The 17,265-nt window shown below is 72.2% G+C and carries 20 protein-coding genes; 7 read left to right on the forward strand and 13 right to left on the reverse strand.

Translation table 11 applies throughout. From position 1 onward, the window contains the following. Nucleotides 1-2 precede the first annotated feature (2 nt). Entirely contained in the window at nucleotides 3-1,295 is a 1,293-nt protein-coding gene (locus O1G22_RS17700; RefSeq protein WP_270082225.1) for a geranylgeranyl reductase family protein, read from the reverse strand. Between the two features lie 97 nt (nucleotides 1,296-1,392). Here O1G22_RS17700 and O1G22_RS17705 point away from each other — a divergent pair, with 97 nt between their 5' ends. Beyond that, nucleotides 1,393-1,911 carry a GNAT family N-acetyltransferase gene (locus O1G22_RS17705; RefSeq protein ID WP_270082226.1) on the forward strand — a complete coding sequence of 173 codons (519 nt, stop codon included), beginning with the start codon at nucleotides 1,393-1,395 and terminating at the stop codon, nucleotides 1,909-1,911. Between the two features lie 109 nt (nucleotides 1,912-2,020). Next, nucleotides 2,021-2,329 carry a PASTA domain-containing protein gene (locus O1G22_RS17710; protein ID WP_225100527.1) on the forward strand — a complete coding sequence of 103 codons (309 nt, stop codon included), beginning with the start codon at nucleotides 2,021-2,023 and terminating at the stop codon, nucleotides 2,327-2,329. A gap of 25 nt (nucleotides 2,330-2,354) precedes the next feature. Here the strand turns inward: O1G22_RS17710 and O1G22_RS17715 are convergent, their stop codons facing one another. The 6 genes from O1G22_RS17715 to O1G22_RS17740 form a co-directional block, all read right to left on the reverse strand. Next, nucleotides 2,355-3,050, reverse strand: a complete 696-nt coding sequence (locus O1G22_RS17715) for a demethylmenaquinone methyltransferase (RefSeq protein WP_270082227.1) — start codon at nucleotides 3,048-3,050, stop codon at nucleotides 2,355-2,357. A gap of 50 nt (nucleotides 3,051-3,100) precedes the next feature. Next, the gene (locus tag O1G22_RS17720; protein WP_270082228.1) at nucleotides 3,101-3,700 is read right to left on the reverse strand and encodes a hypothetical protein; all 600 of its coding nucleotides are present in this window, start codon (nucleotides 3,698-3,700) and stop codon (nucleotides 3,101-3,103) included. Between the two features lie 7 nt (nucleotides 3,701-3,707). Next, nucleotides 3,708-4,922, reverse strand: a complete 1,215-nt coding sequence (gene mqnC, locus O1G22_RS17725; protein ID WP_270082229.1) for a cyclic dehypoxanthinyl futalosine synthase — start codon at nucleotides 4,920-4,922, stop codon at nucleotides 3,708-3,710. Between the two features lie 78 nt (nucleotides 4,923-5,000). Further along, the gene (locus O1G22_RS17730; protein WP_270082230.1) at nucleotides 5,001-5,720 is read right to left on the reverse strand and encodes a prepilin peptidase; all 720 of its coding nucleotides are present in this window, start codon (nucleotides 5,718-5,720) and stop codon (nucleotides 5,001-5,003) included. Continuing rightward, entirely contained in the window at nucleotides 5,717-7,561 is a 1,845-nt protein-coding gene (locus tag O1G22_RS17735; RefSeq protein ID WP_270082231.1) for a serine/threonine-protein kinase, read from the reverse strand. Before O1G22_RS17735 ends, O1G22_RS17730 begins: the two co-directional genes overlap by 4 nt. A gap of 107 nt (nucleotides 7,562-7,668) precedes the next feature. Continuing rightward, on the reverse strand, nucleotides 7,669-8,517 hold the full coding sequence (locus O1G22_RS17740) for a menaquinone biosynthetic enzyme MqnA/MqnD family protein (protein WP_270082232.1): 849 nt from the start codon (nucleotides 8,515-8,517) through the stop codon (nucleotides 7,669-7,671). 286 nt (nucleotides 8,518-8,803) lie between these two features. On the opposite strand from O1G22_RS17740, the gene O1G22_RS17745 reads away from it, so the two are divergent. Continuing rightward, complete coding sequence (locus O1G22_RS17745) at nucleotides 8,804-9,007, forward strand: cold-shock protein (protein WP_003974443.1); 204 nt, start codon at nucleotides 8,804-8,806, stop codon at nucleotides 9,005-9,007. 89 nt (nucleotides 9,008-9,096) lie between these two features. Here the strand turns inward: O1G22_RS17745 and O1G22_RS17750 are convergent, their stop codons facing one another. Next, nucleotides 9,097-9,660 carry a helix-turn-helix domain-containing protein gene (locus O1G22_RS17750; RefSeq protein ID WP_270082233.1) on the reverse strand — a complete coding sequence of 188 codons (564 nt, stop codon included), beginning with the start codon at nucleotides 9,658-9,660 and terminating at the stop codon, nucleotides 9,097-9,099. A 68-nt stretch (nucleotides 9,661-9,728) separates the two neighbouring features. On the opposite strand from O1G22_RS17750, the gene O1G22_RS17755 reads away from it, so the two are divergent. The 3 genes from O1G22_RS17755 to O1G22_RS17765 are packed head-to-tail and all read left to right on the forward strand — an operon-like array spanning nucleotide 9,729 to nucleotide 11,529. Beyond that, nucleotides 9,729-10,508 (forward strand): AzlC family ABC transporter permease, encoded by a 780-nt coding sequence (locus O1G22_RS17755; protein WP_270082234.1) that lies wholly within the window; start codon nucleotides 9,729-9,731, stop codon nucleotides 10,506-10,508. Next, nucleotides 10,505-10,819 carry an AzlD domain-containing protein gene (locus O1G22_RS17760; protein WP_270082235.1) on the forward strand — a complete coding sequence of 105 codons (315 nt, stop codon included), beginning with the start codon at nucleotides 10,505-10,507 and terminating at the stop codon, nucleotides 10,817-10,819. Before O1G22_RS17755 ends, O1G22_RS17760 begins: the two co-directional genes overlap by 4 nt. A gap of 59 nt (nucleotides 10,820-10,878) precedes the next feature. Next, entirely contained in the window at nucleotides 10,879-11,529 is a 651-nt protein-coding gene (locus tag O1G22_RS17765; protein WP_270082236.1) for a class I SAM-dependent methyltransferase, read from the forward strand. Here O1G22_RS17765 and O1G22_RS17770 read toward each other — a convergent pair. Next, nucleotides 11,526-12,437, reverse strand: a complete 912-nt coding sequence (locus tag O1G22_RS17770) for a LysR family transcriptional regulator (RefSeq protein ID WP_270082237.1) — start codon at nucleotides 12,435-12,437, stop codon at nucleotides 11,526-11,528. The genes O1G22_RS17765 and O1G22_RS17770 overlap by 4 nt on opposite strands. 263 nt (nucleotides 12,438-12,700) lie before the next feature. Next, a complete protein-coding gene (locus tag O1G22_RS17775) occupies nucleotides 12,701-14,647 on the reverse strand; it encodes an AMP-dependent synthetase/ligase (RefSeq protein WP_428986373.1) in 1,947 nt (648 codons plus the stop codon). 221 nt (nucleotides 14,648-14,868) lie between these two features. On the opposite strand from O1G22_RS17775, the gene O1G22_RS17780 reads away from it, so the two are divergent. Continuing rightward, complete coding sequence (locus tag O1G22_RS17780) at nucleotides 14,869-15,678, forward strand: MaoC family dehydratase (RefSeq protein ID WP_270082238.1); 810 nt, start codon at nucleotides 14,869-14,871, stop codon at nucleotides 15,676-15,678. A 9-nt stretch (nucleotides 15,679-15,687) separates the two neighbouring features. Here O1G22_RS17780 and O1G22_RS17785 read toward each other — a convergent pair whose 3' ends face one another. The 3 genes from O1G22_RS17785 to O1G22_RS17795 form a co-directional block, all read right to left on the reverse strand. Then, nucleotides 15,688-16,332, reverse strand: a complete 645-nt coding sequence (locus tag O1G22_RS17785; RefSeq protein ID WP_270082239.1) for a TetR/AcrR family transcriptional regulator — start codon at nucleotides 16,330-16,332, stop codon at nucleotides 15,688-15,690. A 22-nt stretch (nucleotides 16,333-16,354) separates the two neighbouring features. Continuing rightward, nucleotides 16,355-16,663, reverse strand: coding sequence for a DUF4229 domain-containing protein (locus tag O1G22_RS17790; protein ID WP_270082240.1), 309 nt, complete (start codon nucleotides 16,661-16,663; stop codon nucleotides 16,355-16,357). 74 nt (nucleotides 16,664-16,737) lie between these two features. After that, on the reverse strand, nucleotides 16,738-17,262 hold the full coding sequence (locus O1G22_RS17795; RefSeq protein ID WP_270082241.1) for a GNAT family N-acetyltransferase: 525 nt from the start codon (nucleotides 17,260-17,262) through the stop codon (nucleotides 16,738-16,740). Nucleotides 17,263-17,265 lie beyond the last annotated feature (3 nt).

A 17,265-nucleotide genomic window follows, 5' to 3' on the forward strand; every position in this document is an offset into this window, starting at 1 on the left:
GCTCACGCCTTCGGGGCCACCTTGCTCAGGCCGTTGATGATGCGGTCCATCGCGTCACCGCCCGTGGGGTCGGTGAGGTTCGCCAGGAGCTTGAGGGTGAACTTCATCAGCATCGGGTGCGTGAGGCCGCGCTGGGCGGCGATCTGCATGACCTTCGGGTTGCCGATGAGCTTCACGAAGGCGCGGCCGAGGGTGTAGTAGCCGCCGTAGGTGTCCTTGAGGACGCGCGGGTAGCGCTGCAGGGCGATCTCACGCTGTGCGGGCGTGGCCCGCGCGTGGGCCTGGACGATGACGTCGGCGGCGATCTGGCCGGACTCCATGGCGTAGGCGATGCCCTCGCCGTTGAAGGGGTTCACCAGACCGCCGGCGTCGCCGACGAGCAGCAGGCCGCGCGTGTAGTGGGGCTGGCGGTTGAAGGCCATCGGCAGGGCGGCGCCGCGGATGGGTCCGGTCATGTTCTCCGGGGTGTAGCCCCAGTCCTCCGGCATGGAGGCGCACCAGGCCTTGAGGATCTCGCGCCAGTCCAGCTCCTTGAAGGAGGCGGAGGTGTTCAGGACGCCGAGGCCGACGTTGGACGTGCCGTCGCCCATGCCGAAGATCCAGCCGTAGCCGGGCAGCAGCCGGTCCTGGGCGCCGCGGCGGTCCCACAGTTCCAGCCAGGACTCCAGGTAGTCGTCCTCGTGGCGGGGCGAGGTGAAGTAGGTGCGCACCGCGACGCCCATCGGGCGGTCCTCGCGGCGGTGCAGGCCCATCGCGAGGGACAGCCGGGTGGAGTTGCCGTCGGCGGCGACGACCAGCGGCGCGCGGAAGGTGACCTCGCGCTTCTCCTCGCCGAGCTTGGCGGTGACGCCCGTGATGCGGCCGGTGCGGTCGTCGACGACCGGGCCGCTCACATTGCAGCGTTCGTACAACCGCGCGCCCGCCTTCTGGGCGTTGCGGGCCAGCTGCTCGTCGAAGTCGTCGCGCTTGCGGACGAGTCCGTAGTTCGGGTAGGCGGCGAGATCCGGCCAGTCCAGCTGGAGGCGGGAGCCGCCGCCGATGATGCGCAGGCCCTTGTTGCGCAGCCAGCCGGCCTCCTCGGAGATGTCGATGCCCATGGCGACGAGCTGCTTGACCGCGCGCGGGGTGAGGCCGTCGCCGCACACCTTCTCGCGCGGGAACTCGGTCTTCTCCAGGAGCAGGACGTCGAGACCGGCCTTGGCGAGGTGGTACGCGGTCGTGGAGCCGGCCGGCCCCGCGCCGACGACGATCACGTCGGCGGTGTTCTCGGAGAGGGGCTCCTTCACGACGGTCACGGCGGGATCTCCCCAAGTTCGAAATCTGCGTGCCGACCGGCACTGGACATGGGCAGTCTATTCAGCAGAATTGATCACCCGGCTGAAGGGCTGCCCTGTGAACGGACCTCTCCCCGCGGTACGGTTGCGCGTCCCCACGCACGAGGACGCGGTCGCCTGGCACCGGGTCTTCGACGATCCCGAGGTCATGGACTTCTACGGCGGCAAGGCGGCGGCCCTGTCCGTCTACGAGGAACTCACCGCGCGCCAGCGGCGGCACGACGCCGAGCACGGCTTCTGTCTGTGGACGATGCTCGACGCGGACGGCGAGGTCATCGGTTTCACCGGCGCCCAGCCCTGGCGGCCCGACTGGGGTCCGGTCGGCGAGACGGAGATCGGCTGGCGGCTCGGCCGGAAGCACTGGGGCAAGGGGTACGCCACCGCGGCCGCGCGCGAGACCCTGGGGCGGGTGCGGGCGGCCGGGATCAGGGAAGTGGTGGCGGTGGTACGGCCGGGCAACGAGCGGTCGATCGCGGTGACCCGCCGGCTCGGCATGCGCCCGGCGGAAACCTATCCGCACCCCACGCTGGACGAGCCGGCGCTCTGCTTCCGACTCCGTCTCCATCACGGACAGTAGTCGTCTGCTACAGAAAGACACCGGCGCCTTCCGGGTCGGGCGCGCGGGAGTTACCCTTCCAGTACCGCTGGGGGTGACATCTGTGCGCATAACACCCAAAACACCCGAAGTGCGCGTGCCGCGGCTGGTCGGACTGATGGCCGTGGACGCGCGCGAAACGGCCCAGGCGCGGGGCCTGTTCCTCAACGCGCCGGACCGCCCGGACTTTCATCTCACCGTCGTCGACTACGTCGTACGCCAGTATCCGCAGCCCGGCGCCGAGGTGCCGCCGGACTCGATGGTGTACGTGTGGTTCGACTTCGGCGAGGGCGAGGGCGGCGGAGGCGTGCGCGAGCCACGCATCCCACGGCCGCCGACGGGCGGGATCCGGCGCGAACTCGGCGAGCCGGGCGACACGTTCGAGATGATCAACCGCTAGACCGCACCGCCGCACCCGCGGGGTCTCAGCTCTCCTTGAAGCCCCGGTGCAGTGCGACCACACCGCCGGTGAGGTTGCGCCACGCCACCTTCGACCAGCCCGCCTTGCGCAGCCGTTCGGCGAGGGCGGGCTGGTCGGGCCAGGCACGGATGGACTCGGCGAGATAGACGTAGGCGTCCGGGTTCGAGGACACCGCGCGGGCGGCCGGCGGCAGCGCCCGCATCAGGTACTCGGTGTAGACGGTGCGGAACGGCGCCCACGTCGGCGTCGAGAACTCGCAGATCACCACGCGGCCGCCGGGGCGGGTCACCCGGTACATCTCGCGCAGGGCCGTGTCCGTGTCCTGGACGTTGCGCAGCCCGAAGGAGATCGTCACGGCGTCGAAGGTGTCGTCCTTGAACGGCAGCTTCGTCGCGTCCCCGGCCGTGAACGGCAGCCAGGTGTGCTTCTTCTTGCCTACCTGGAGCATCCCGACCGAGAAGTCGCAGGGGACGACGTACGCGCCCGTCCGCGCGAACGGCAGCGAGGAGGTCGCCGTACCGGCCGCGAGGTCGAGGACCTTCTGCGCGGGACGCGCGTCGACCGCCTTCGCCACCTCCTTGCGCCAGCGCCGGTCCTGGCCGAGCGACAGCACGTCGTTCGTCAGGTCGTACCGTTCCGCCACGTTGTCGAACATCGAGGCGACTTCGTGCGGCTGCTTGTCCAGGGATGCGCGGGTCACCCGCCCATTGTGGCAGCAGGGGGTACGGCGTCCCGGCAGCAGCCTCGGTTTCAGCGGCGGCGGTACACCAGGCGCCCGCCGATCACGGTCGCCACGCAGGTGCCGGCGCCGCGGCGGACCAGTTCGGCGCGGTCCGCGACGTCGAACACGGCGAAGCGGGCGGGCCCGCCCGGGACGAGCCGCGGCAGCAGGATCAGCGGGGTCGGGGACAGCGCCGCCGGGCCGGGAAGGCGGTCGGGCCGCTGCCCCACCGCGAGCCCGGCCCTGCGCACGGCGTCGACCACGACCCGCGACCGCAGCTCCCCGGCCACCGCCACCGTGCCGTGCGCCAGCATCCGCTGCACCCCGCGTCGCGCGCTCGCGCCGAGGCGCGCGGGATCAGCGCGGAAGATCTCCCTCGCCCGCACCCCGCAGATGGGCTCGGTGCCGAGGACGTCGGCCTCGCGCGGGTCGGGATGGTAGGTGCCCTCCAGCAGCTCCGGACCGTACGGGTTCAGCAGCCCCGGGGTGAGGATGCCGGGCCAGCGCCGCACCCTCGCCCGGGGTTCGGCGGCGGCCAGTTCCTCGTACGGGCCGACCGCGGCGACGGATGCCCCGTCGACCAGAACAGCCGCCTCGGGAGACCGCTCGGCGAGGTGAAGTGTCAGCACGACGGGGTCAGTTGGCGGAGAGCAGCTTCAGCTCGGGGTGGGCCGTGCCGCCCTCGATGGCCGTGGAGGAGATGTGGGAGACCACGCGGTCGTCGACGGGGTCGTTCGCCGGGTCGTCGTGGACGACGAGGTGCTCGTACGTCGTCGCGCGCTGCGCCGGGACGCGGCCCGCCTTGCGGATCAGGTCGATGATCTCCAGGCGGTTGGAGCGGTGCTTGGCGCCGGCCGAGGAGACCACGTTCTCCTCCAGCATGATCGAGCCGAGGTCGTCCGCGCCGTAGTGCAGCGACAGCTGGCCGACCTCCTTGCCCGTGGTCAGCCACGAGCCCTGGATGTGCTGGACGTTGTCGAGGAAGAGGCGGGCGATCGCGATCATCCGCAGGTACTCGAAGATCGTGGCCTGCGTGCGGCCCTTCAGGTGGTTGTTCTCGGGCTGGTAGGTGTACGGGATGAAGGCGCGGAAGCCGCCCGTGCGGTCCTGGACGTCCCGGATCATCCGCAGGTGCTCGATGCGCTCGGCGTTCGTCTCGCCCGTGCCCATCAGCATGGTCGAGGTGGACTCCACGCCCAGCCGGTGCGCGGTCTCCATGATCTCCAGCCAGCGCTCGCCGGACTCCTTCAGCGGTGCGATGGCCTTGCGGGGGCGCTCGGGGAGCAGTTCCGCGCCGGCGCCGGCGAAGGAGTCGAGGCCCGCCGCGTGGATCCGGGTGATGGCCTCCTCGACCGGCACTCCGCTGATCCGGGCCATGTGCTCCACCTCGGACGCGCCCAGCGAGTGGATCACCAGCTGGGGGAAGGCGTCCTTGATGGCCTTGAAGTGCTTCTCGTAGTACTCGACGCCGTAGTCCGGGTGGTGGCCGCCCTGGAACATGATCTGGGTGCCACCCAGTTCGACGGTCTCCGCGCACCGGCGCAGGATGTCGTCGAGGTCGCGGGTCCAGCCCTTGTCCTTGTCCTTGGGTGCCGCGTAGAAGGCGCAGAACTTGCACGCCGTGACACACACGTTCGTGTAGTTGATGTTGCGCTCGATGATGTACGTCGCGATGTGCTCGGTCCCGGCGTACTTGCGGCGGCGTACGGCGTCGGCGGCGGCGCCCAGCGCGTGCAGGGGCGCGTCGCGGTAGAGGGTGAGCGCCTCCTCGGGGGTGATCCGCCCACCGGCGGCGGCACGGTCGAGGACGGCTGTGACATCAAAAGAGGTGAGGTCGGCCTTCTCGGTCACCGGCGTGCCTTTCGCAGGGTTCGTCAAGGTTGTGGACGGACCGGACCAGCCTACGCCAGGGGATTTTGCCCGCCGACCTCAGGCCGTGTGCGCGCCCAGCAGGAGTCCGGCCAGGGCGCCCGCCAGAAGGAACGGGCCGAATGCGATCGCCGATCCGCGCCCGGCGCGCCGTACGGCGACGAGCGCACCGGCGTAGAGCGCGCCCAGCAGGATCCCGGCGAAGGCGCCGAGCAGCACGGTGGACCAGCCGTACCAGCCGAGCGCGGCGCCCGTGCCCACCGCCAGCTTCACATCGCCGAAGCCCATGCCGGCCGGGTTGACGAGGTGCAGCACGTAGTAGCCGGCGCCGAGCGCGAGGGCGCCGTAGAGCGCGGTGGGCCAGTGGCCGGCGTGGCCGGGCAGCAGGGCGGCGAGGCCCAGCAGGGCGAGGGCGGCCGGGGCGAGCGGCAGGGTCAGCGGGTCGGGCAGCCGCCGCACCCGCACGTCCACCACGGCCAGCAGCACACCCACGGGCGCGAGCAGCAGCCACGCCACCAGCTCGGGGCGCGCCCCGGTGGCGGCGGCGAGGGCGGCGCAGGTGAGGGCGGTGACGACGGCGGTGCGGACGCCCTCGCCCGTGCGGCCACAGGTCCCGCAGCCCGTCGTCCCCACCCACCCCCGGATCGGGTGCCCGGCCGGGCAGTGGTCCCGCCAGGGCTCCTCCGGCGGTACGGCGAAGCGGTGGGCGGCGCGGGGCAGCAGGGCGCCGGCCGGCGCGCCCCACAGCGCGGCGGCGGCCGCCAGCGCGCCGGTGCTCATCCGGCCCTCGACAGGCGCGCCACCGGGTTGCCCTCGGCCGAACTGTCCGACGTGAACGTCAGATCGTCACCGACCGGGGTCAACTCCACCTGATGCGGGGTCGGTACACAGTGCCCGGGGTTGTCCGGGGAGCCGGCCGAGGTCGCGAGGATCTGTGTCTTCGTCACCTTCTTCAGGGTGAGGATGTCGGTGCACATGCCTCCGATCTGGTCGGTCTGCCGCAGCTGTCCCAGCTTCTGCCCCACCGCCGCCTGGTGGACGGTGAGCCGGAACGTGCCCATGGGCAGCGTGCCGCCGAGGCCGGTGGCCTGGCCTTCCCAGGTGCCGAGGTAGCGGGCCGGGATCACGCCGGGCCGGGAACCCGTGCCGTTGCCACCGCCGTTGACGTCGCCGCCCCCGGTGCTGCCGCCACCGCCGGTGCTGCCGCTGCCGGGGTCTTCGGTCGGCGCCGAGGCGCTGGGGGCGTGGGAAGGGATGGCGCCGGCGCTCGTGTCGTGGCCGCCCTGAGCCCAGGGACGCAGCACGCCGATGGTCAGGGTTCCCACGGCCAGCGCCCCGGCGACGGCGAGCACCACCGTGCAGCTCAGCCGCCGCCCCAGACCGCCGTCCCCCGGAACGGAGTTCGCCGCGACGCTGACGGAGACCCGGCCGGGCCGCGAGACTCCGGGGGCCGTGGCATCGGGCGACGGCGCCGCGCCGGCCGGCACTGCGGTCGGCACTGCGGTCGGCACGGCGGGCGGTACGGCGGGCGGCACTGCGGGCGGCGGGGGGACATCGGCGGGCACTCCCAAGGGGCCGCCGAAGGAGCCCCCGAGAGACCCCCCGGGATGCATCACGGGAGGAGGGCCGAAAGCCCCGGTCCCCGGGACGACGGGGGTCTTCGGAGCGACGGCGGCGTCCACCGAAGCACTCTCGAAAGCCACCGGCCCCGAGTGCACCGTCTCCCCCGTGTCCAGGTTCAGCAGGTGTACGGCGCTGCGGCTGACCTGTTCCACCAGGGGGCCCGGCAGCCAGCCGCCGGCGATCAGGCGGGCGGCGCCTTCGGGGGCGAGCCGGCGGCTCACCTCGGCGGGGGCGGGCCGGGCCGCCGGGTCCTTGGCCAGGCAGGCGGCGACCACCTCCCGCAACCCGGAGCCGAGGGAGTCGAGTTCGGGCTCCTCGTGGACGACCTTGTAGAGCAGCGCGGCCGAGGTGTCGCCGCGGAAGGGGGGTTCGCCGGTGGCCGCGTGGGCGAGGACCGCGCCGAGGGAGAAGACGTCGGCGGCGCCCGTGATGCCCTTGCCGAGGATCTGCTCGGGTGACATGTAGCCGGGGGAGCCGATCGACGCACCGGTGGAGGTCAGGGACGCCGTGCCGTCCATGGCGCGGGCGATGCCGAAGTCGATCAGCAACGGGCCGTCGACGGTCAGCAGGATGTTGGACGGCTTCACGTCCCGGTGGACCAGGCCCAGTTCGTGGACGGCCGTGAGCGCCTCGGCGAGGCCCGCGCCCAGGGCCCGTACGGTGTGCGCGGGCAGCGGGCCGGTGTCGGTGACGGCCGCGGCGAGGGACGGGCCGGCCGCGTAGGCGGTGGCCACCCAGGGCACCGGGGCGTCGGGGTCGGCGTCCAGGACGGGCGCGGTCCAGGCGCCGCCGACCCGGCGGGCGGCCGCCACCTCGCGCCGGAAGCGGGCGCGGAACTCGTCGTCCAGCGCGAAGTGCGGGTGCACGATCTTCACGGCGACCGTCCGGCCGCCCGCGCTGCGGCCGAGGTAGACCCGGCCCATCCCACCGGAACCGAGCCGGCCGAGCAGCCGGTAGGGCCCGACGGTGGCCGGTTCGTCGGCTTCCAGCTGCCGCATGGCGCACGCTCCCCCCAACGCCTCCTGGAGAGCAGGTTAGCGACCCGGCGCCGCCCGGACAGCAGCCTGGTGGCGTCTCCCGGACGGCAACCCGGTGCCGACCCGCGTCACGGCTGCAGCAGATCCACCTTCACGTCCGCCGGGAAACCCGTCGTCGGACCGACCCGGCGGGCGAACTCGGCGACGGCCGTCAGCTGCGGAGCGCCGAAGCTGAAGTCGAGGGTGGTGAAGTACTGGGCCAGGGTCGCCTCGTCGAAGGACTCCCAGCGGGCGGCCTGTTCGGCGACCTTGTCGACCTCTTCCAGGGAGAGGTTGCGGGAGTCGAGGAAGGCGCTGTGCACCTCACGGGTGAGCGCCGGCTCACGCTCCAGGTAGTCCCGGCGCGCCGCCCACACCGCGAAGACGAACGGCAGCCCGGTCCACTCTTTCCACAGCGCGCCCAGATCGTGCACGGTCAGGCCGTAGCGCGGGGCGTCGAGCAGGTTGGCCCGCAGGGCCGCGTCCCCGATCAGGACGGCCGCGTCGGCCTCCTGCATCATCAGGCTGAGGTCGGGCGGGCAGGTGTAGTAGTCGGGCTGAACGCCGTAGCGCTCGGCGAGCAGCAGCTGGGCCAGGCGCACGGACGTGCGCGAGGTGGAGCCGAGGGCGACCCGGCGGCCGTCCAGCTCGTCCAGCGGGACCTGCGAGACGATCACGCAGGACATGACGGGACCGTCGCAGCCCACGGCGATGTCGGGGAAGGCGACGAGGTCGTCGGCGTTGCGCAGGAACTCGACGAGGGTGATGGGACCGATGTCGAGATCGCCGCGCACGAGCCGCTCGCTGAGCTTCTCCGGGGTGTCCTTGGTGAGCTCGAAGTCGAGGAGCGTGCCGGTTCTCGCGAGCCCCCAGTAGAGGGGCAGGCAGTTCAGGAACTGGATGTGGCCGACGCGCGGCCGGGTGCGGGAATGGTCCACATCGCGAGACTAGACCCCGTGCTGTACCGTGCTCGGACCGACCCCGCCGTCGAACGGACTAGCAGACGTTCAAACATCCGGGTGAAGTGATCTTGACCTCTATTGCTTTCGGCTGCCCGCGTGCTAGGCTCGCCGCAAGTTGCAGTTTGGTTTCCCTTGCAGTACAGAGCCTGCGGAGCATGTGACCGCGGGCTCTCGTCGTTTTCAGACGAATGCAGTTGTGCAGCACCGTTTCGCACGTGCAGGTTCTGGAGCAGGGCAACCCTTTTGAGCCCAAGGAGGGCTTATGGCTACCGGAACCGTTAAGTGGTTCAACGCCGAAAAGGGCTTTGGCTTCATCGCCCAGGAGGGCGGCGGCCCCGACGTCTTCGTTCACTACTCCGCGATCAACGCCCAGGGCTTCCGTTCCCTGGAGGAGAACCAGCAGGTCTCCTTCGACGTGACGCAGGGCCCGAAGGGTCCGCAGGCGGAGAACGTCACCCCCGTCTGATCACTGCCTGATCGCAGAACCTGAGTGCAGTACCCAAGGAGCCCCACGCCGTAAGGCGACGGGGCTCCTGCCTTTTCCCGGCCGCCGCCTCACATGTGCTGCATGATCAGGACGAACTTCGTTCCGGCGGCGAGCGCCTCGTACGCGTGCGGGACATCTCCGCGATACGACATGTAGTCCCCCGGACCCAGCTCCACGCCTTCTCCGCGTGGCCCGGCCTTCACTTTCCCTTCACTGACGACGATGTGTTCCGTCGTCCCCGGAATGTGCGGATCGGAATCCCGTACGGTTCCGGGCTCCAGCCACACGTAGTAGATGTCCCGGCGGACGCCCGGCGGGCTCGCGGAGAGCAGGCTGGCCAGATAGCTGGACTGCTCGGAATGGACCGTGGGCCCCTCGCCGGCGCGGATCACCTGCACGCCGGGCGCGGGCGGCTCGACGAGCAGGCTGAACGGCACCCCGAGCGCGACCGCGAGCGCCCAGATCGTCTCCATGCTCGGATTCCCGCCCGCCGCCTCCAGCTGGGACAGCGTGGACTTGGCGATTCCGGCCCGTTTGGCCAGCTCGGACAGGGACAGCCCGGCGCGGGCGCGCTCGCGCTTGAGGGACGCGGCGATCCACTCCATCGGAAGCCGGGCCGGCAGCTCGGACATCTCGTTCGCTCCATCGGTACGATCGTTCGCCTTGACGAACAGGGCGCTTGCTGTCCATTGTAGAGAACATGCGTTCGCCAAAACGAACACCCTCGACACCCCAGACGCCCTCCGCCCGGTCCGGGGACCGCTCCCTGCTCCGCGACAGCTCGCTGGTCTGGCTGGCCAGCGGCATCGTCGGCGTCTCCTTCGGCGCGGTCTCGGTCGCCGGCGGGCTGCCGCTGTGGGTGCCGGTACTGATGTCCGTGGTGGTGTACGCGGGATCGGCCCAGTTCAGCGCGGTCGGCGTACTGCTCGCCGGGGGCGGCCCGCTCGCGGCGGCGGCCACCGGGCTGCTCCTCAACACCCGTACCGCCGCGTTCAGCCTCGCCGTGGCGGAGATCCTCGGCACCAGCCGCGCGGCCCGCTTCCTGGGCGCCCACCTCGTCACCGACGAGACGGTCGCCTTCGCCCTCGCCCAGAGCGATCCGGTACGGCAGCGGCGGGCGTTCTGGATCTCCGGGCTCGGCCTGTTCGCCGTGTGGAACACCGGCGTGCTGGCGGGCGCACTGGCCGGCGGTGCACTCGGCGACACCGCCCGTTACGGCCTGGACGCCGCCTTCCCCGCCGTCCTGATCGCCCTGGTCCTGCCCACCCTGCGCGCGGACGCGGCGGTACGGCGCTGCGCCCTGCTCGGCGCCGCGCTCGCCCTGGCCGTGACGCCCGCCGTACCGGCCGGGGTGCCGGTGCTGCTCGCCCTGGCCGGACTCGTCCTGCACCGGAAACCGGCCGCCGGTCCGGAAGGACCTGCCGGACCCGCCGGACCCGCCGGACCTGCCGGACCGGCCCATGAGGAGGCCGCCGTATGAACGCCACCGTCGTCGTGATCCTGGCCCTCGCCGTCGGGACGTACGCCTTCCGGCTGGTCGGGCCGGTGCTGCACGGGCGGGTCGAGATACCCGCCCGGGTGCAGGAGCTGGCCTCGGCCGGGGCCGTCGTCCTGCTCGTCGCCCTGCTGGCCACGGGCGCGCTGACCGAGGGCGGCGGCTTCGCGGGGTGGGCCCGGCCAGCCGGGGTGCTGGTGGGCGGCCTGCTGGCGTGGAAGAGGGCACCGTTCGTGGTGGTGGTCGTGGGCGCGGCGGCCACGGCGGCCCTGCTGCGCCTCGCGGGAGTCGCCTAGCCCCTGTGCACCGCGGCTCTCCCGGGCACTGTCAGTCCCCCGCGCTACGGTCCCTGCCCATGACCGACACCCAGGACTTCCTGACCGCCACCCGCACCTTCTACGACGCCATCGCCGACGACTACGCCGCCCACTTCCAGGGGGAGTACACCCAGCGGCCACTGGAGCGCGCGCTGCTCGGGGTGTACGCCGAGCTGGTGGGGCCGAACGCTGCGGTGGCGGACCTCGGCTGCGGGCCCGGGCGGGTCACCGCGCGGCTCGCCTCGCTCGGGCTCGACGTCTTCGGGCTCGACCTGTCCGCGTCCATGCTGGCGGTCGCCCGGCGCGAGAACCCCGGGCTGCGCTTCGAGCAGGGCTCGATGCTGGAGCTCGACCTGGCGGACGGCACGCTCGCCGGTGTCGTGTCCTGGTACTCCTCCATCCACACCCCCACGGACCGGCTCCCGGCGCTCTTCGCGGAGTTCCGCCGGGTCCTGGCGCCCGGCGGCCGGCTCCTGCTCGCCTTCCAGTGCGGGGAGGAGCCCCGCCGCCTGGAGCGTCCCTTCGGCCACCCGGTGACGCTGGACTTCCTCCGCCGCAGCCCGGACACGATGGCCGAGCTGCTCACGGCCGCCGGTTTCACCCTGCTGTCCCGCACGGTCCGCGAGCCCGACGAGCGGCTCGACGAGAAGGTCCCACAGGCCTTCCTGTTCGCCCAGAAAACCGCCTAGAAGCCGCCTGGAAGTCGCCCTGGAAGGCCGCCTTGGAAGCGCACCGTGTCCGCGAAGGCCCGGGCGGGCGGGCTGAGCGCGTCCCAGCGGCGCACCGCCCAGCCGACCGGCAGGGGCCGCAGCCCCGGCAGCGGTATCAGCCGCAGCGGCCCCTCGCCGGGCACGGGCAGTCCGGGTACGGCGGGTACGACGGCCCGGCCCGCGCCCAGTTCGGCGAGGAGCAGCGCGGTGTCCCAGTCGGCGACGGAGGCGTCGTAGGCGAACCGGGCGCCCGACTCGGCGCAGGCGGCCTCCAGATGGGCGGCGGAGGCGGAGTTCGGCGGCAGCCGGATGAGCGGGACGTCGGCCAGCTCGGCGGGGTCGAGCCGGGACCGGGCGGCCAGCGGGTCGCCGGCCGGGACGGCGAGCACCCATGGCAGCTCGACCACGGGCCGCTGCTCGATGCCCCGCACCGGCGGGCCGAGGGTGATCCAGGCCAGGTCGAGGGTGCCGTCGGCGAGCGCGTCGAAGGTGCCGCGGCCCGAACTGACCGTGCGGAACTCCAGGTTGACCCGGGGGTGCCGGCGGCGGAAGGCGACGACCGCGTCGGACATGAAGTGCCGCACGGTGGTGGCTCCGGTGGCCACGCGGACGTGCCCGCTGTGCCCGTCGAGCAGATCGCGCAGCTGCCGTACGGCGAGGTCGAGCCCGGAGATGCCCTCGGCGGCCGCGGCCTCTAGGATCCGCCCGGCCTGCGTCGGCACGACCCCGCGCGGCCGGCGCTCCAGCAGGGCCACGCCCGTCTCCCGCTCCAGGCGTTTGACGTGCTGGCTGACGGCGGACTGGGTGCGGCCCAGGTCCCGGGCGACGGAGGAGAGGCTGCCGGCCCGGCACACGGCCACGAACACACGCAGGTCTTCGAGGGTCACAAGACCCAAGCTAACACTGGGGTTTGCCGAGGAAACCCAAGGATTGACTGAGCCTCAGGCCCGGTACGAGGATCGGTAGCGGGCCGCGACCGACCCAGGCGGCAACCCGCTCCCCGCATCACACCGGGCGTCCGGACGTCAGGCGTGAGCCGGCCGGGGAGCGGGTGCCGACCGCTCACCGGGAAGGCCCGCACCGGGAAGGCCCGCACCGGCAAGGCCGCCACCGGCAAGGCCCGTACCGGGAAAGGCCGCACGGAGCGCTCTCACCGGGCCGTGTCGTACAGCCCCTCCACCTCGCGCGCGAAGTCCTGCATGATCTGTTCGCGGCGGAGCTTCATCGAGGGGGTGAGATGCCCCTCCGTCTCGCTGAAGTCCCGGGGCAGGACGGCGAAGCGGCGGATGGACTCGGGGCGCGAGACCATCTTGTTGGCCTCGTCGATCGCGCGCTGCAGGACCGCCTCCAACTCCGGGTCGCCGACGAGGAGTTCCGGCGGGACGGGGTGCTTGCCGATCATCTGGCGCCAGTGGGTGATGCCGTCGGGGTCGAGGGTGATCAGCGCGGAGACGAACGGGCGGCCGTCGCCGACCAGCATGACCTGGGAGATCAGCGGGTGCTGGCGCAGCCAGTTCTCCAGCGGGGCCGGGGCCACCGACTTGCCGCCCGCCGTGATCAGCAGCTCCTTCTTGCGGCCGGTGATGGTGAGGTAGCCGTCGTCGTCCAGCTCGCCGATGTCGCCGGTCGCCAGCCAGCCGTCCCGGGTCGCGGGTACGACACCGCCGGCCGCGGGATCCCAGTAGCCGCGCAGGACGTGGTCGCCGGCGACGAGGATCTCGCCGTCGGCCGCGATCCGGATGCGGGTACCGGGCATCGGCCAGCCGACCGTGCCCAGGCGGGGCTTGAGCGGCGGGGTGCAGGTCGTGGCGGCGGTGGTCTCCGTCAGGCCGTACCCCTCGAAGATCTCTATGCCGGCGCCGGCATAGAACGCGGCGAGGCGCCGGCCGAGCGGGGAGCCGCCGCAGATGATGTGGCGGACCCTTCCCCCCATCGCGGAGCGGATCTTGCGGTAGACGAGCGGGTCGTAGAAGGTGCGGGCCGTCTTCAGTGAGCGGCCCGGGCCGCCGCCGGTGCCGGTCTGCCGGGCCTCCAGCGCCTCGCCGTAGCGCACGGCGACCGCCGCCGCCCGGTCGAAGACGGTGACCCGCCCGCCCGATTCCGCCTTCGCGCGGGCCGAGTTGTAGACCTTCTCCAGCATGTACGGGATGGTCAGCAGGGCGGTCGGCTTGAAGGCGGCGAGGTCCGGCAGCAGATCCTCGGCGGCGAGGCTCGGCGCGTGCCCGAGCCGCACCCGGGCCCGGATGCACGCGATGGCCACCATCCGCCCGAACACATGGGACATCGGCAGGAACAGCAGCACCGACGGGTCCTCGTCCTGCGCCTTGAAGACCGGGTAGAGGAGCTCGATGGCGTTGTCCACCTCGGCGAAGAAGTTGCCGTGGGAGAGCGCGCAGCCCTTGGGGCGGCCGGTGGTGCCGGAGGTGTAGATGAGCGTGGCGAGGGTGTCGGGCCCCAGCATGCCGCGCCGCACCGCGACCTCGCTCTCCGGCACCTGCGCGCCGGCCTCCGCGAGCCGGGTCACGTGCTCCTTGTCCATCACCCACAGATGCCGCAGGTCCGGCAGGTGCGGCAGCTCGGGGCCGATGGCGGCGGCCTGGGCGGCGGTCTCGGTGACGAGGGCGCGGGCGCCGGAGTCGTGCAGGATCCAGCGGGTCTGGAAGACGGAGGAGGTCGGGTAGACGGGCACGGTGACGAGACCGGCCGCCCAGGCGGCGAAGTCGAGCACCGTCCACTCGTACCGGGTCCGGGCCATGACGGCGATCCGGTCGCCCGGCACCAGCCCCTCGGCGATCAGTCCCTGGGCCACCGCGAGCACCTGCCCGGCGAAGTCGGCGGCGGTCACGTCCTCCCAACGCCCGTCCGGCACACGGCGGCTGAGCACGACCTGGCCGGGCGCCGACTCGGCGTTCTCGAACGGCAGGTCCGCGAGCGAGCCGTGGGTGACCGGAAGCTTGAACGGCGGTACGTGCACCTCCCGTACGGCGCCGTCGAGTCGCTGGATCCAGGGTTCCACGAGGACCGGGCGGCCGTCGTAGTCGACGGCGATGACGGGGGCCGGGGAGGAGGCGGGGGCATTCGGGTACGGAGTGGACACGGGCGGCTCCTCTGGCGTGCAGACACCTGCGGTGGGCCTCGGCAGAAAGGAGTTACCGCTGGTTAGGCAGGTGATCGTACGGGCCCACTGTGAGGGGGTTGTGCGGGTTCGGGGATGGTCCGGGGTCGGGGATGTGCAACCTCGGGGTTTTTGTGACAGGCGCTCACGTTAGACTTACCAGCGGTAACCTTACTCCCGAGTAAGCGTTTTGGGGGCAGGACATGACAGACGAGTTGCTGTATCTCATAACGGGCGCCCTGCGCTCGCCGTTCAAACGCCCCTCCCCCGAGGCGGACTTCCCGCGCACCCGGCTCGTGCTGCCCGGGATCCGTATCGACCTGGCCCACGTGGCCGCCTACGAGCGGATCTGCGGTTTCCCCACCGGCGAGACCGGTCTCCCCGTGACCTACCCGCATGTCCTCGGCTTCCCGCCGGCCATGCGGCTGATGAGCGCCCGCGCCTTCCCGCTGCCGCTGCTGGGCCTGGTGCACACCTCGATCGACATCGTCCGGCATGCCGCCGTACCGGCGACGGGCGAATACCGACTCGCCGTACACGTGGAGGGGTTGGCCCCGCACCGACGCGGCACCGAAGCCACGGTGGTCACCGAGCTGGCGGCGGGCGGTGACGTCGTGTGGGAGTCACGCAGTACGTATCTCGCCCGGCATCACACCGAGCGGCCCGCCGAGCGCCGGGAACGCCAAGGGTCTCCCCCGCTGCCCGTCGTCGCCGAGTGGCGGCTCGCCGGGGACATCGGACGCCGGTACGGCGCGGCCTCCGGCGACCGCAACCCCATCCACCTCCACCCCCTCACCGCCCGCCTCTTCGGCTTCCCCCGGGCCATCGCGCACGGCATGTGGACGGTGGCCCGCTGTCTGGCCGCGGGCGGCTTTGCCGGGGAGCGGGTACGGGCGAGGTTTCTGGCGCCGGTGTTGCTGCCGGGGACGGTGGCTTACGGGGCGGACGGGTCCGGTCGCTTCGAGCTGCGAGGGGACGGAGGGCGACTGCACCTGGTCGGGGAGGTGAGCTAGGGACACCCCTCAGGTCGGCTCAGGCACCCACCGTTGACCGGCCATCAAATTGCCCAGACCCGCCCACGCGAAGTTCATCATCGTCCCCGCCGTCTGCCGGGCCGTGACCCCCGGTGTCGCGTTGGCCCACGTGGCCAGGGACTCCGCCGCCCCCACCAGCGCCTCCGCCAGGCCCGCCACCTCGTCCTCCGGCAGGTCGGGATCCTGGTGCGCCTCACGGGCGGCGATGGCCACCAGGCGGGTGACGAAGGCGACGATCTCCGCGCGCATCGCTGCGACCTCGGCGGCGAAGGGCTCGCCGTGGGTGCGGGCGTGGAGGTGAAGGACGGACCAGGCCTCGGGATGCTCGGCGGTGTGGGCGAAGAAGGCGAGCAGGCCGTCCCACAGCCGGCGGTCGGCGGGCAGGTCCGGGCGGACCCCGGCGCGCACCGCTTCCGTCAGCGCGGCGGCCTCCCGGCGGATGCAGGCGGTGAAGAGGTCTTCCTTGGAATTCAGATACAGGTAGACCAACGGCTTGGAGACACCCGCCAGTTCGGCTATCTCGTCCATCGACGCGACCATGTAGCCACGCCGGCCGAAGATCTGCACGGCGGCGTCGAGCATCTGCTGCTCCCGCACCGCACGCGGCATCCGCTTGGTCCTCGCCCCACCCATGAGGGCAAGACTAGTTGGACGACTAGTTGGAGGTCGCCGCCTCGCCCTGCGCGCGGGCGCTGTCGTCGGCGAGGTCCTCCTGGCTGCGGTTCGCCTCCAGGTTGGCCTTCATCCGGTCGACCTTGGTCACGATCTGCACCGAGGCCCGCTCCCGCTCCCTGCGCAGCACCACCCAGCTGATCGGCGCCGACAGGATCAGGGACAGCAGCAGCACCCACAGGAAGTTGGAGTCGCCGAAACCGCGCGGGAAGATGCCGGAGTAGACGGCTCCCCAGACGACCACGAGGCAGCCGGCGAAGACGCCGAGGCGCATCAGCGTGTAGCGGAGCATCTCAATCCACTCGTCCGATTCCAAAAGGGTCAGCGTCCAGTGAAACACGCCCGGAGGGCGATCTTGCAGGGGGGTCAGGCGAGGGGCAGCAGCAGAGTGATGTCGTCGCGGTCGTCACCGGGCGCGACCCGGATGGCGCCGGGCACCCGGCCGACCTCCTTGTAGCCGCAGGAGGCGTAGAACCGCTCCAGGCCCAGGCCGCCCCGGCAGGTCAGCCGGATCGCCTCGATGCCGTCGATGGTGCGGGCCGCGTCGGCGGCGGCCGCGAGCAGGTCACGGCCGTACCCCTGGCCCTGGTGCCGCGGGTGGACCATGACCGTGTACAGCCACAGCCAGTGCGTCATCAGCCGGTGCGTGTTGAGGGTGAGGAACGCGGTCGCGGCGAGGCGCCCCTCCTCGTCGTGTCCGGCGAGCAGCCGGGTGCGACCCTCGGCGAGCTGGGCGAGATAGCGGACGACCTCGGGGCGGATGTCCTCGCGCGTCACCGGCGGCACGAAACCGACGGCCCCGCCCGCGTTGGAGACGTCCGTCCACAGGTCGAGGAAGCCGTCGCGCAGGCCGGGGGTGACGGCGGGGTCGAGCGTGAAGGTGAGGGGCATGCG

It is taken from the genome of Streptomyces camelliae (assembly GCF_027625935.1).
Classification (GTDB): domain Bacteria; phylum Actinomycetota; class Actinomycetes; order Streptomycetales; family Streptomycetaceae; genus Streptomyces; species Streptomyces camelliae.